The 13,414-nt window shown below is 59.7% G+C and carries 12 protein-coding genes; 5 read left to right on the top strand and 7 right to left on the bottom strand.

Going from position 1 to position 13,414, the window contains the following annotated elements:
- Positions 1-4 precede the first annotated feature (4 nt).
- The 4 genes from zwf to O9X91_RS01060 form a co-directional block, all read right to left on the bottom strand.
- On the bottom strand, positions 5-1,480 hold the full coding sequence (zwf, locus tag O9X91_RS01075; protein ID WP_269833350.1) for a glucose-6-phosphate dehydrogenase: 1,476 nt from the start codon (positions 1,478-1,480) through the stop codon (positions 5-7).
- Positions 1,481-1,558: 78 nt separating this feature from the next.
- The gene (locus tag O9X91_RS01070; protein WP_142912773.1) at positions 1,559-1,945 is read right to left on the bottom strand and encodes a hypothetical protein; all 387 of its coding nucleotides are present in this window, start codon (positions 1,943-1,945) and stop codon (positions 1,559-1,561) included.
- 27 nt (positions 1,946-1,972) lie between these two features.
- A complete protein-coding gene (locus O9X91_RS01065) occupies positions 1,973-3,259 on the bottom strand; it encodes an NAD(P)/FAD-dependent oxidoreductase (RefSeq protein ID WP_269833349.1) in 1,287 nt (428 codons plus the stop codon).
- A 12-nt stretch (positions 3,260-3,271) separates the two neighbouring features.
- Complete coding sequence (locus tag O9X91_RS01060) at positions 3,272-4,711, bottom strand: glutamine synthetase family protein (RefSeq protein ID WP_077983374.1); 1,440 nt, start codon at positions 4,709-4,711, stop codon at positions 3,272-3,274.
- Between the two features lie 123 nt (positions 4,712-4,834).
- Between O9X91_RS01060 and O9X91_RS01055 the strand changes: the two genes are divergently transcribed.
- Positions 4,835-6,019: a BaiN/RdsA family NAD(P)/FAD-dependent oxidoreductase gene (locus tag O9X91_RS01055; protein WP_269833348.1), complete on the top strand. Its 1,185-nt coding sequence runs from the start codon at positions 4,835-4,837 to the stop codon at positions 6,017-6,019.
- A 236-nt stretch (positions 6,020-6,255) separates the two neighbouring features.
- Here the strand turns inward: O9X91_RS01055 and O9X91_RS01050 are convergent, their stop codons facing one another.
- Entirely contained in the window at positions 6,256-6,486 is a 231-nt protein-coding gene (locus O9X91_RS01050; protein ID WP_244634897.1) for a hypothetical protein, read from the bottom strand.
- An 83-nt stretch (positions 6,487-6,569) separates the two neighbouring features.
- Here O9X91_RS01050 and O9X91_RS01045 point away from each other — a divergent pair, with 83 nt between their 5' ends.
- Positions 6,570-7,442, top strand: a complete 873-nt coding sequence (locus O9X91_RS01045) for a LysR family transcriptional regulator (protein WP_269833347.1) — start codon at positions 6,570-6,572, stop codon at positions 7,440-7,442.
- 15 nt (positions 7,443-7,457) lie between these two features.
- Here the strand turns inward: O9X91_RS01045 and O9X91_RS01040 are convergent, their stop codons facing one another.
- A complete protein-coding gene (locus O9X91_RS01040; RefSeq protein ID WP_003493954.1) occupies positions 7,458-7,715 on the bottom strand; it encodes an SMc00767 family acetate metabolism repressor in 258 nt (85 codons plus the stop codon).
- A gap of 84 nt (positions 7,716-7,799) precedes the next feature.
- Positions 7,800-9,089, bottom strand: a complete 1,290-nt coding sequence (gene aceA / locus O9X91_RS01035) for an isocitrate lyase (RefSeq protein ID WP_137409788.1) — start codon at positions 9,087-9,089, stop codon at positions 7,800-7,802.
- 253 nt (positions 9,090-9,342) lie between these two features.
- On the opposite strand from aceA, the gene O9X91_RS01030 reads away from it, so the two are divergent.
- The 3 genes from O9X91_RS01030 (at position 9,343) to O9X91_RS01020 (ending at position 13,406) form a co-directional block, all read left to right on the top strand.
- Entirely contained in the window at positions 9,343-10,758 is a 1,416-nt protein-coding gene (locus O9X91_RS01030) for a helix-turn-helix domain-containing protein (protein ID WP_142912779.1), read from the top strand.
- A 152-nt stretch (positions 10,759-10,910) separates the two neighbouring features.
- Positions 10,911-12,008 (top strand): polyamine ABC transporter substrate-binding protein, encoded by a 1,098-nt coding sequence (locus O9X91_RS01025; RefSeq protein ID WP_077983368.1) that lies wholly within the window; start codon positions 10,911-10,913, stop codon positions 12,006-12,008.
- A gap of 240 nt (positions 12,009-12,248) precedes the next feature.
- Positions 12,249-13,406, top strand: a complete 1,158-nt coding sequence (locus O9X91_RS01020; RefSeq protein ID WP_142912780.1) for an ABC transporter ATP-binding protein — start codon at positions 12,249-12,251, stop codon at positions 13,404-13,406.
- Positions 13,407-13,414 lie beyond the last annotated feature (8 nt).

Below are 13,414 nucleotides of genomic sequence, written 5' to 3'. Positions count from 1 at the left end.
GCCCTCAGTCGGCATCGTGCCAGGTGCGGCCGTCGCGCTCGATCAGTGCGATCGAGCCGCTCGGACCCCAGGTGCCGGCCGTGTAACCCTGTACGCCCTGGCCAAGTTCTTCCCAGCTCTTGAGGATCGGATCGATCCAGTCCCAGGCGGCCTCGACCTCGTCGCGGCGCATGAACAGCGTCTGGTTGGAACGGATGGTATCCATCAACAGCCGCTCATAAGCATCGGGGCTGCGCACGTTGAAGGCTTCCGCAAAGCTCATATCCAGCGAGACCTGACGCAGGCGCATGCCGCCCGGGCCGGGATCCTTGATGAGGAGCGACTGCTTGACGCCTTCATCCGGCTGCAGGCGAATGACCAGCTTGTTGGCCTCGATCTTGCCCGCCGCATCGTCGAAGATCGAATGCGGGATCTGCTTGAAGGTGACGACGATTTCCGAAACGCGGGTCGCGAGGCGTTTTCCCGTGCGGATGTAGAAGGGAACGCCCGCCCAGCGCCAGTTGGCGATTTCAGCCTTGATGGCGACGAAGGTTTCGGTGTTGGAAACGCCGCCTTCCAGCTCTTCCAGATAGCCTTTGACCGGACCACCGGCGGAAGCACCGGCGCGGTACTGGCCGCGAACGGTCAGCTTTTCGACATTGCTGGTATCGATCGGCTTCAGCGAACGCAGAACCTTCAGCTTTTCGTCGCGCACCGCTTCCGATTTCATCGAAGCGGGTGGCTCCATGGCCACGAGGCAAAGCAGCTGAAGGATATGGTTCTGCACCATGTCGCGCAGCGCCCCGGCCTTGTCATAATACCCGGCGCGGCCTTCCAGACCGACCGCTTCGGCAACCGTGATCTGAACGTGGTCGATATGGGCGGAATTCCACAGCGGCTCGTAAAGCGCATTGGCGAAACGCAACGCCATCAGGTTCTGCACCGTCTCCTTGCCGAGATAGTGGTCGATACGAAAGATCTGCTCTTCCTTGAAGACGTGGCCGATGGTGTCGTTGAGTTCCTGGGCGGAGGCGAGATCGCGGCCGATCGGCTTTTCCACGACGATGCGGGTCGAACGGGTGATCAGCTTGTGCTCACGGATCTTGTCGGCGATATCGCCGAAAATGCCCGGCGCTACGGCCAGATAAAAGGCGCGCACGCGCTCCTTGCCCTCGTCCAGCAGCTTCTTCAGCACATCCCAGCCATTGTTGCCCTTGGCATCAACAGGCACATAAAAAAGCCTGTTCAGGAACACGGCAACCTGCGCGTCGTCATATTCGCCGGTCTTCAGGTGCTCCTTCAGCGCGTCTTGCGCGAATTTGCGATATTCCTCATGGGTCATAACCGAACGCGATGCGCCGATGATGCGGGTCGGCTCCGTGAACTGGCCTTCGACCTGCCGGTGATAAAGGGCCGGCAGAAGCTTGCGCTCGGCAAGATCGCCCGTGCCGCCGAAAACGACACAATCAAAAGGTTCAACAGGAATGATCTGACTGCTCATATCGATTCTCTCGATCTTCAAAGGTTGGGGCATCAATAATCTAATCGATTTAAAAATGCCAGACTCAGTTATGTGAAATTATGAATTTTGGTTCGGCCGTAGGCCGTAAGTGGAATGGGTTGCGTTTCGGAAGATGCCTTTTGCCGGCGGCGGCACCGAAAAGAAGAACAGTACCATGAGAGCGGCAATCCCCCGCCAGAACGGATGGATGGCGTCCGTCCTTCCGAGGTCGTGGCTTTGCTCGATGCTATCCAATAACATCTGCGCTTCCTCGACTTGTCGTGCAGCTACGCGAATTTCTATTCCACCGAGAGCGACAGTGTAATGCCAGAATATCGAGGCGAAGTGGCTCGGCAGCGCAAGCGTTGGCACTCCATATGCCCGCAGGAAAGACGCCGTCACTACGGTTTCTGCTAGCCCGTAGCCTGTTGCAACAGTGACAAGCCCGTCATCCGCTCTTTGCATCGAACCTCCTTGTTTCATACTGAAGGATCAAAACCTGTCCCGCAACGCGAACCACGACAACGCCAGAAAGAGCAGCGGCGCGCGGAGCGACGCCCCACCGGGGAAGGCGGGCACTTTCAGCCGCGCGAAGGGCGCCAGCATGTCCTTTTTACCGAGGACCAGATCGGCATAAAGCTTGCCACAATAATTCGACAGCATCACCCCGTGGCCGGAATATCCGCCGATGGAGGTGACGCCGGGCATGACCTCGCGCACGAAGACCGACCGTGGAAGTGTGATGCCGACGGAGCCGCCCCAGGAATGGGTGACTTCGACGGCCTTCAGTTCGGGATAGATTTCAGCGATCTGCCGACGGATATGGCTTGAAATATCGCGCGGCGCATCGGCCGTATAGGCCTCGCGCCCGCCGAACAGCAACCGGTTGTCGGCCGTCTTGCGGAAGTAGCGCACCACGAAACGGGAGTCGGCCACGGCCTCCCGGTCGGGAATGATGTCAGGAAACGCGTCCAGCGGCGCGGTGGCGCCGATAAAGGAACGGATCGGCATTATATGGGCGGCTGTTACCGGTTCCAGATTGCCGATATAGGCATTGGTCGCAATCAACACCCGTGGCGCGGTGATCGTACCGAAAGGGGTTTCGATGATGGTCTTGCCGCCCACTTGCCGGATGGATTTCGCCGGCGTCATTTCATAAATGTCGGCGCCGGCATCTTTCGCCGCCTTAGCCAGCCCCACCAGCAGCTTCAGCGGGTGGATATGGCCGGTGCCGGTATCGCGCGTGCCGCCGAAGTAATGGGTGGAGCCGACGCGTTTACGCGCCTCGCCGCGTTCCATGTAGGAAACATGCGGATAGCCGTAGCGATTGTTCATCGCATCGACGCTGCGGCGATAATCATCCTCGTAGGCGGCCTTGTGCGCCACATAGAGCTGCCCGGGAAGATATTCCATGTCGATGCCGCGGCTGACGGCGAAGCCGCGCAGGTAGTTTTTGGCGTCCTCGGCAATGTCGAACAGCAGCTTCGATTGCTCGAAACCGATCTCTTCTTCCATCTCGTCGGGGAAGGAACGCTGGCCGGTGCCGAACTGCCCGCCATTGCGGCCCGAAGCGCCATCGCCGAAACGATGCGCTTCGATGAGGGCGACGGAGACACCGTTTTCGGCGAGGTTACAGGCGGCCTGAAGGCCGGTATAACCGCCGCCGATGATCGCGACATCCACCTGCTTCGACCCGTCGAGGGTGGGATAGTCAGGCCGCTCGCCGACGGTTGCCTGATACCAGGATAGTCCCGGCGCAATCGGGCTTTGCCATGTCATGCTCGTGGTTCCTCACACGTTGAGAAGCAGAAACTCGCGCTCCCAGGGGCTGATGACCTGCATGAAGGTCTCGAATTCCCCGCGTTTCAGGCCGGCATAAAGGCCCACGAATTCATGGCCGAACACCCGGTCGAACTGCTCCTCGCCTTCCAGCAGGGCAACGGCTTCAAGCAGGCCGCGCGGCAGGTCGATGGAGCCTTCATTTGCCGTATCGGCGGTCGGTTCGGTCGGCTCGATATTGTTGACGATGCCGAGCCAGCCGCAGCCGAGCGAGGCGGCAAGCGCCAGATAGGGGTTGGCGTCCGAGCTCGGCAGTCGGTTTTCGACACGCCGCGCCTGCGGGCCGGAAATCGGCACCCGGAAAGCCGTGGTGCGGTTGTCGTAACCCCAGGCATTGTTGACCGGGCAGGCCATGTCGGGCGTCAGGCGGCGATAGGAGTTCACATAGGGCGCCAGCATGACGAGAGCGTTCGGAACATAACGCTGCATGCCGCCCACGAAGGAGAAGAATTCTTTCGAGGGGCTGCCATCAGGATTGGAAAAGATGTTGCGGCCGCTGTCGATTTCCACCACCGATTGGTGGATATGCATGGCCGAACCCGGCTGGCCCTGCATCGGCTTGGCCATGAAGGTGGCGTAGATGCCGTGTTTCAGCGCCGCCTCGCGAATGGTGCGCTTGAACAGGAATACTTGGTCGGCAAGCTCGATCGGATCGCCGTGGCGCAGGTTGATTTCCAGCTGCGCCGGACCTTCCTCATGGATCAGCGTATCGATCTCGAGGCCCTGTTTTTCGGAGAAATGGTAGATATCGTCGATCAGCTCGTCGAATTCGTTGATGCCGGCGATGGAATAGCTCTGACCGCCAACGATGGAGCGTCCGGACCGGCCCTTCGGCGGATGCAGCGGATAGTCAGGGTCGTCATTCATGGCGACGAGGTAGAATTCGATTTCCGGCGCCACGACCGGTTTCCAGCCCTTTTCGGTATAGAGCGACAAGACGTTCTTCAAAACGTTGCGCGGCGTGTAGGGCACGAAATTGCCCTCGGCATCGACAACGTCGCAGATCACCTGCGCGGTTGGATCGCTTTCCCAAGGCACGACGGACAGCGTCGAAAGATCCGGCACCAGTTTCAGGTCGCTGTCGCGTGGCTCGTAGCGGAAGTTCGCCGTCTCATCAGGATATTCGCCTGATATCGTGTGGCGGTAGAGCGCGGACGGCAGGGCGAGCGAGGTGTCGCCCGTGAATTTCGCCGTCGGCATCATCTTGCCGCGCGCAACCCCGGCAAGGTCTGGCGTGATGCATTCTATGTCTTCGATCCCGCGCGCGCGCAGCCATTGCGCGGCTTCGCGCCAGGAGGAAACGCCACGGGTGGAGGAAAGATCGAGGGGAGGGGACTTCTTTGCCATGGTTGCCTGTTTCTTCGGGCGGAGCATGGTTTTTTTGGCGGGCATGTATCACCGGGTCTGTGTTTCTGGTGGAGCCATCATAACCGTAGTTTGGCAATTGGCGAGGGGGAAAGCGCCATTGACAAGCGGCGGCACTTGGAAAAGAGGAAAGGAAACGGATCGGATGGAATGATGACAGAGAAATGTGACGTGCTGATTTTGGGGGCGGGCGCCGCCGGCATGATGTGCGCCATCCGCGCCGGCCAGCGCGGCCGCTCCGTCGTCGTTCTCGACCATGCGAAAGCGCCGGGCGAAAAGATTCGCATCTCCGGCGGCGGCCGCTGCAACTTCACCAACATCCATGCCGGGCCGAAGAACTATCTGTCCGCCAATCCGCATTTCGCCAAATCGGCACTCGCCCGTTATACGCCGCGCGATTTCATTGCTCTCGTCGAAAAACACCGCATCGCCTGGCACGAAAAGACGCTCGGACAGCTCTTCTGCGACGACAGCGCCAAGGACATCATCCGCATGCTGTTGGCCGAAATGCAGGCAGTGAATGCGAAATTGCGGCTCGAAACTGCCGTCTCTGATGTCACCCATGATGGCGCCCGTTTTCGCGTTGCGACATCCGGGGGCGTCATCGAGGCCGAAAGCATTGTCGTCGCGACGGGCGGCAAGTCCATCCCGAAAATGGGCGCGACCGGTTTTGCCTATCAGATCGCCGAACAATTCGGCCTCAAGCTCATCGAAACGCGCCCCGGCCTTGTACCTCTGACGCTCGATCCCGCTTCGTTGGAAAAGCTCAGCCCGCTTGCCGGCGTCGCGGTTCCGGCCGAGATTTTCCACGGCAAGACCTCGTTCAACGAAGCGCTGCTGTTCACCCATCGTGGTTTAAGCGGCCCGTCGATCCTGCAAATCTCCTCCTATTGGCGCGAAGGCGATGTCATCCGCCTGAAACTGGAGCCGGCGCGCGATATCCTCGCCTTGCTAAAGGAAGCGAAACAGAAGAACGGCCGCCAGTCGGCCCAGACCGCTCTGGCGGAAATCCTGCCGAAACGGCTGGCCCAGCATGTCGTCGAAAAATCGGGCCTGACCGGCAATCTTGCCGATATATCAGACAAGGCTCTGGCGAGTTTGGCGAATGAGGTGCAGGACTGGCAGATCAAACCCGCCGGGTCCGAAGGCTACCGCACGGCGGAAGTCACGCTTGGTGGTGTGGACACGACCGGCCTCGATTCCCGCAGCATGGCGGCAAAATCCGTGCCCGGCCTCTACTTCATCGGCGAATGTGTCGATGTCACCGGCTGGCTCGGCGGTTACAATTTCCAGTGGGCCTGGGCGTCCGGGCAGGCGGCCGGTGAATTCGCGTAACGCCGCGCCCGTTAAGACCTTGTTAAGGGGCGTGGAGTCATCCTGATCAAATGCCAGCAAAGCCGGATCGCTCAATGATCCCGCTGCACATGATGTCCTGCTGGAGGCCCTCAACAGGGCATGGGTCGGTTGAGTTTTTCGTCAGGAACCCGCGCATGAACAGATCCGCACATCGCCGCCCTCGCGCCATTGCCATCGCCCGCACTGACAACGAGAGCAGGCAGCTGACCTTTCGCCTAACTGCAATCGCAGCCGGTGCTCTGGCTGCCCTGATCGCTCTTTTTCACTGAAGTCCGGCGTCTCGCTCTTACCATTCCCGCAATCGCGCTGAAAAGCCGCGACAGACGCGATGCCGCAGCCATGTCCGTATAGAATTTGTCTTCCTGCAGGATGGCTTCCCGCCGCGTGCGTGGTTTTAGATTATCAATGATAATCTGTGCTGCATAAAACGCGTGCAGATCGTCCATGTCGCTCTCCTTGTTACGGAAGGCCATGATGCACGCCGTTTTTTGTTTTATCTGCGCAAGAAAATGCGCTACGTTTTTCACCGATGAAAAACGTCACCTGGGATTCCTATCAGCTTTTCCTCGATGTGTCACGCAGCGGCGGCCTGACGGGTGCTGCCGCGCTGACGGGTTTGAGCCCGGCAACCGTCGGGCGGCGCATGGTCGAGCTGGAGGAGCGCATCGGCAAGGCCCTGTTTCAGCGCAGCCAGACGGGATATGCGCTGACGGGGGATGGCCGTGCACTGCTCGACCGTCTTCAGGCGATGGAGAATGCAGCCAAGGACATCGAGGGATGGCAGAAGGCGTCGTTGGCGTCTTCCATCGTTCGTATTGCCGTCGGCACCTGGAATGCCTGGCTGCTGGCAGTGAATTTCTCCGCCATCTGCACGGATCGCGATGATTTCCGCATCGATCTTTTCATTGCCGAACAGCGGGCCTCTCTGGCGCATCGCGAAAACGACATCGGCATCCGCGCCTTTGAGCCGCAGGAGCGTAACCTTGCCGCCATCAAGACGGGGGAGGTGGCCTATGCGCCCTACAGGCTGCGCAATGCTGCCGCCACTGTAACCGACCGTTGGTTGGCGGTGGCGGAAGAGAGCGCCATTTCCACCTATCTGCGCTGGCCGCATGAGAACCGCCGCAACGATATTGCCGTGACGGTGAACCGGCCGGTGGCGCTGCTCGATCTGGTGCTGGCCGGGGCCGGGGTCGCCGTGCTTCCCTGTTTCGTCGGCGATGCGGATGCGCGGCTTCTTCGTGAAGGCGGCGAAATCGAACCACTCCGCCACAATCAATGGATCGTCATGAACAATGACGATCGCCACCGCCGCGATATCAGGACCGTGGCGGATCGGATGACCCGTCTCATCAAGGGGCATTCCGATCTTTATGCCGGGCGCAAGAGCCGCCCGGCATGAAAGAATGGCTGCCGGTCAGGCGGCGGCACTTCCCTGCGCAACGATGACGGGGATCAGCAGATCGCCCCAGTTGCCGCCGCCGCCATGGTGGCGGGCCGAGCGGACGAGCTCGACGGAAACACCGGCCTCGACAGCTTTCATGACGGCCTGGTTGAGGCGGTGCAGATCATTGGCCAGCATGCGGATGGCGGCCTGCTGATCCTGCGTCATGGCGGAGGATTGCTCCTCGGCGCGTTCCTTGACGTGGGTCTTGATGGGGTTGTGGGCATTCATGGCATTTCTCCTCTCATTATTGTCAGGGGTTTTTGATCCGGTTTGCAAGCCCTTCCCGATATCGGGAAGGGCCGTTTTGCTTGTTTATTCGGCCGCCGGGCGGAACTGGTCGTGCTCGGTGGATTCCTTCATGGCTGTCGTGGACGACGTGCCGCCGGAAATGGCGAGCGATACGGCGTCGAAATAGCCGGTGCCGACTTCGCGCTGGTGCTTGGTGGCGGTGTAACCGTTCACTTCCGCTGCGAATTCCGCTTCCTGAAGCTCCGAATAGGCCGCCATCTGCCGGTCCTTGTAACCGCGCGCCAGTTCGAACATGCCGAAATTCAGCTGGTGGAAACCGGCAAGCGTGATGAACTGGAACTTGTAGCCCATCGCGCCGAGTTCCCGCTGGAACTTGGCAATCGTCGCGTCGTCGAGGTTCTTTTTCCAGTTGAACGACGGCGAGCAATTATAAGCGAGCTTCTTGCCGGGATGCACCTTGTGCACGCCTTCCGCAAACCGGCGCGCCTGTTCGAGATCCGGCTTTGACGTTTCGCACCAGATCAGGTCGCAATAGGGCGCATAAGCAACGGCGCGGGCGATGCAGGGCTCAAGACCGTTCTTGACCTGATAAAAGCCCTCGACCGTGCGCCCGGCATCGTAATCCACAAACGGACGGTCGCGCTCATCGATATCGGAGGTCAGAAGCTTGGCGGCCTCCGCATCCGTGCGGGCGATTACCAGCGTCGGTACACCCATGACATCAGCCGCGAGCCGCGCCGCCGTCAGGTTGCGGATATGTGCCGCCGTCGGTATCAGCACCTTGCCGCCGAGATGCCCGCATTTCTTTTCCGATGCCAGCTGGTCTTCATAATGAACACCCGCCGCACCCGCTTCGATAAAGGCCTTCATGATCTCGAAAGCATTGAGCGGCCCGCCGAAACCGGCCTCCGCATCGGCAACGATCGGCGCAAACCAGGTGTCGACCGAAAGGCCCTTGCCCTCCGCCGTCTCGATCTGGTCGGCGCGCTGCAAAGTGCGGTTAATGCGCTTTGCCAGCTCCGGTGCCGCATTGGCGGGGTAAAGCGACTGGTCGGGATACATGGCCGATGCCGTGTTGGCGTCCGCTGCAACCTGCCAGCCCGAGAGGTAGATCGCCTTCAGCCCGGCGCGAACCATCTGCATGGCCTGATTGCCGGAAAGCGCGCCGAGCGCATTGACGAAATTTTCCTCGTTGATCAGCTTCCACAGCCGGTTTGCGCCCATTTCGGCCAGCGAATGGCGGATGTCGACGGAGCCGCGCAGCCTCTCCACATCGGCGGCGGTATAGGTACGCTCGATGCCGTCAAAACGTCCCTGCGGTGCACCCGGAACAAGCTTGTAAAAATCAGTCATACTTCTCTCTCCCAAGATAAATACAGTTTCAAGAACGGGCGACTGTGCATTGCGTGCGCCGCCGTTCGATGTGACTACATTTACATTTTTCGAGATTTGAGCGCCAGAACAAACATAAAAACAGTGACTTGAAAGAGGTTATCCTGTAGGATGCGTGACAGGGTGGAGCTGTAAAATTGTAAATTTTGTAAAAGACTTTGGCCCCACGAGTTTGTAACACACTTGTATGAGTCGCGGATGGGGAGGTGAGGCTGTGTCGGAAAACAAGATTTTTGCCGGGCCGCGTGTGCGCCGCATTCGCAACGGCCTGGCGTTGACGCAAACGGCGATGGCCGAGGCGCTGGCGATCTCGCCGTCTTATCTCAACCTCATCGAGCGCAACCAGCGGCCGCTCACCGTGCAGCTGCTTTTGAAGCTTGCCTCCGTCTACAAGGTCGATCTGGATGACCTGCAGGGAGAGAGTGCCGGTTCCGCCGGGCAGCTGCGCGAGGTCTTTGCCGATCCGCTGCTTGCGGGCGAGGTGCCGTCGCCGCAGGAACTGATCGAGGTTGCCGATGCCGCGCCCAATGCGGCAAGCGGCGTCCTCAAGCTTTACCGGGCCTACCGGGAACAGGCGCAGCGCCTTTCCGATCTCTCCGATCTTCTGGCGCGGGAAGGGCATGAGACGGCGCTTTCCTCCACCCGTCTGCCGATCGACGAGGTACGGCATGTCTTTGAAAACCGGCCGGCCTATTTCCACACCATCGATGCGGCGGCCGAAGAACTCCACAAACACCTGTCGGCGGGCGACGATCTGGCTTCGGGGCTGAGGGCATGGCTTCAGAAAAACCATGGCATCGTGGTCCGCACTCTGCCGGTTCATGCCATGCCGAACCTCAGGCGGCGTTATGACCGCCATTCGATGCGGCTGTTTTTATCCGAACGCCTGTCCCAGCCGGATCAGCTGAGGGAAATGGCCATGGAGACCTGTCTTCTGGCGCTTCGCGAAGAAATCGGCAGGGAACTGGAGGCGCTGAGCCTGAAAGGGGAAGAGGCAAGGCGCATCGCCCGCTTCGAACTGGCGCGTTACGCCGCCCATGCGTTGATGATGCCCTATGGCGCGTTCCTGAACGCCGCCCAGCGGGCGAAATGCGATCTCGAGGTTTTGCGGTCGCGCTTCAACGTTTCTTTCGAACAGGCGGCAAACCGTCTTGTCAGCCTGCAACGGCCGTCAGCAGCGGCGATCCCGTTTTTCCTGATGGAAATCGACAATGCCGGCAACCGTTTCCGCCTTGCAGGGGCCAGCGGTTTTCCACGGGCGCGTTTTGGCGGCCTCTGTCCGCGGCTCAACATCCATGCCGCCTTCGCACAGCCGGGACAGGTGCTGGTGGAAGCAGTTGAGATGCCGGATGGCGACGCGTTCCTCACTGTGTCGCGCACGCTGGAAGGCCCGCAGGCGGGTTTCGGCGAAAGGGTGCGGCGAACGGCCGTGCTTCTCGGCTGCGATCTCGCCCAGGCCGGAGACACCGTCTATGGCCCGGCCGCCTCGGGTGCTGCGCCCGTCGCCGTCGGGCCTTCGTGCCGGCTGTGCGAAAGGCAGGGCTGTCTGTCGCGGGCGGAAGCGCCGCTGACGCGGCCGCTGGGGCTCGATGAAATGGTCACCGGTCTTAGTGTTTTCGACTTCCAGTAGGTGTTTCCATTCGCATTTTTGCAGCCGGAACACATTTGGTTGAAAATGCTGTGCTGCACATTTCCCGCTTGCTCCCTTTTGTTTTCCTTTCTAGTCTCTCCAAAAAAAGGGGATCACGCTTCCACCGTGAGGATGCGTTAACAGGAGACATCATGAAAAACCGCTCTCTCCGTCTGACCTTGGCTCTCACCACCGCGCTCGTTGCAGCAGGCTCGGCAATGGCCCAGGAGAAGGTCGTCCACGTCTATAACTGGTCGGATTATATCGACGAATCGATCCTTACCGATTTCACCAAGGAAACCGGTATCAAGGTCGTCTATGACGTTTTCGACAGCAACGAGCTTGTGGAAACCAAGCTTCTGGCCGGCAGCTCCGGTTATGATGTCGTGGTGCCCACCGGCCCCTTCCTCGCCCGCCAGATCAATGCCGGCGTGTTCCAGAAACTCGACAAGTCCAAGTTGCCGAATCTGAAGAACATGTGGCCCGAGGTTTCCGAGCGTCTGGCCAAATACGACCCCGGCAACGAATATGCCGTGAACTACATGTGGGGCACCACCGGCATCGGCTATAATGTCGCCAAGGTGAAGGCGGCCCTCGGCGATGTTCCGGTCGACAGCTGGGATATTCTCTTCAAGCCGGAAAATGCCGAAAAGCTGAAATCCTGCGGCATCAATATTCTCGATGCGTCGGACGAGACCTTCGCCATCGCCATGAACTATCTCGGCAAGAATCCGGATAGCAAGGAAACCGCCGATCTCGAGGCGGGCGGCGACGTCTACATGAAGATCCGCCCCTATGTGAAGACCTTCAATTCCTCCGCCTATATCGATGAACTGGCGAACGGCGACAGCTGCATCACCATCGGCTGGTCGGGCGATATCCTGCAGGCGAAGAGCCGCGCCGAGGAAGCCAAGAACGGCGTCGAGGTGAACTACGTCATTCCGAAGGAAGGCACCTACATGTGGTTCGACAACCTTGCCATCCCGGCGGATGCCAAGAATGTCGAGGAAGCCCACGCCTTCATCAACTATCTGATGCGGCCAGAAGTCATCGCCAAGGCCTCCAACTATGTTCAGTATGCGAATGGCAATCTGGCGGCGCAGGCGGTGATGGATGAGTCCGTCGTCAAGAACCCGGCGGTCTATCCCGATGCCGAGACGCTGAAGAAGCTCTTCACCATCTCGCCCTATGGACCGAAGGAACAGCGTGTCCTGAACCGCGTCTGGACGCAGATAAAGACCGGTAGCTAAGCAGATTTGGGATGGGGTGGATTCTATCCACCCCCATTCCTGTGCTTGCCACAGTTGCCAGCGACCTGACGTCTGTCAGGTCAGATGAAGTCTTTTCAGCCCAAGGACTTGGGTTGGCTGGTTCCCTGTGACATCCTCGGGTTTGTTCCGGGGAACAGGAATGAAGACAGTGGAATGGCATCGATACGGCCTCCTGGTCGTATAGGTTGTCGATGGGTTCTTGGGTGAAACGGGGCGGGCATGGCAAAGACACTTGGACCGGTCAAACGCAAATTTAGCCCTTGGGACAATCCCGATGCGGTGCCCTTCATCCGCTTTGAAAACGTCACCAAACGTTTTGGCGATTTCGTCGCCGTCAACAATCTGACGCTGGATATCTATGAACGCGAGTTCTTCTCGCTGCTCGGCCCCTCCGGCTGCGGCAAGACCACGCTGATGCGCATGCTGGCCGGTTTCGAGGAACCGACCGAGGGCCGCATCCTGCTGCAGGGCAAGGATATTTCCGGCGTTCCGCCCTATAAGCGGCCCACCAACATGATGTTCCAGTCCTACGCGCTTTTCCCGCATATGTCGGTGGAAAAGAACGTCGCTTTCGGTCTGGAGCAGGACGGCCTGCCCAAGGCGGACATTTCCGCCCGCGTCGAGGAAATGCTGCGGCTCGTCAAACTCAGTGAATTTGCCAAACGCAAGCCAAGCCAGCTGTCCGGTGGCCAGCGCCAGCGTGTGGCGCTTGCCCGCTCGCTTGCCAAGCGGCCCAAGGTGCTTCTGCTGGATGAACCGCTCGGTGCGCTCGACAAGAAGCTGCGCGAGGAAACGCAATTCGAACTGATGGATATCCAGACCAATCTCGGCCTTACCTTCCTCATCGTCACCCACGATCAGGAAGAAGCGATGACGGTCTCGGACCGCATCGCGGTCATGGACAAGGGCAATGTCGTGCAGGTGGCGACACCAGCCGAGATTTATGAAGCGCCGAATAGCCGCTATGTGGCGGATTTCATCGGCGATATCAATATTTTTGACGCCAATGTCGTCGCCAATGCCTCCGATATCGGCAAGCCCGGCCCGGTGACGCTGGATTGCGAAGGGCTGAAGGTGGCGGTGGAGCAGGAATGTGCTGCCGCGATCGGCAGCCAGGTGGCTTTCGCCATCCGCCCCGAAAAAGTCCGCATCTCGCTCGACCAGCCCGCCGATAGCAGCATCAATTCCGCCTATGGCGAGGTCTGGGATATCGGTTATCTCGGGGACTTCTCCGTCTTCATCGTCAAGCTTGCCGATGGCCGCGTCATCCGCGCCGCGCAGGCGAATGTCTCGCGTCTCGTGGATCGCCCGATCACCTTTGGCGATATGGTGTGGCTGAACTGGAAGCCGGATTCCGGCCTCGTCCTGACGCGCTGAGGGAGGTT

The organism is Agrobacterium salinitolerans, from assembly GCF_027498475.1.
Classification (GTDB): domain Bacteria; phylum Pseudomonadota; class Alphaproteobacteria; order Rhizobiales; family Rhizobiaceae; genus Agrobacterium; species Agrobacterium salinitolerans.
The sequence above is the reverse complement of the archived record's forward strand: the minus strand, read 5'-3'. Positions and strand labels throughout refer to the sequence as shown.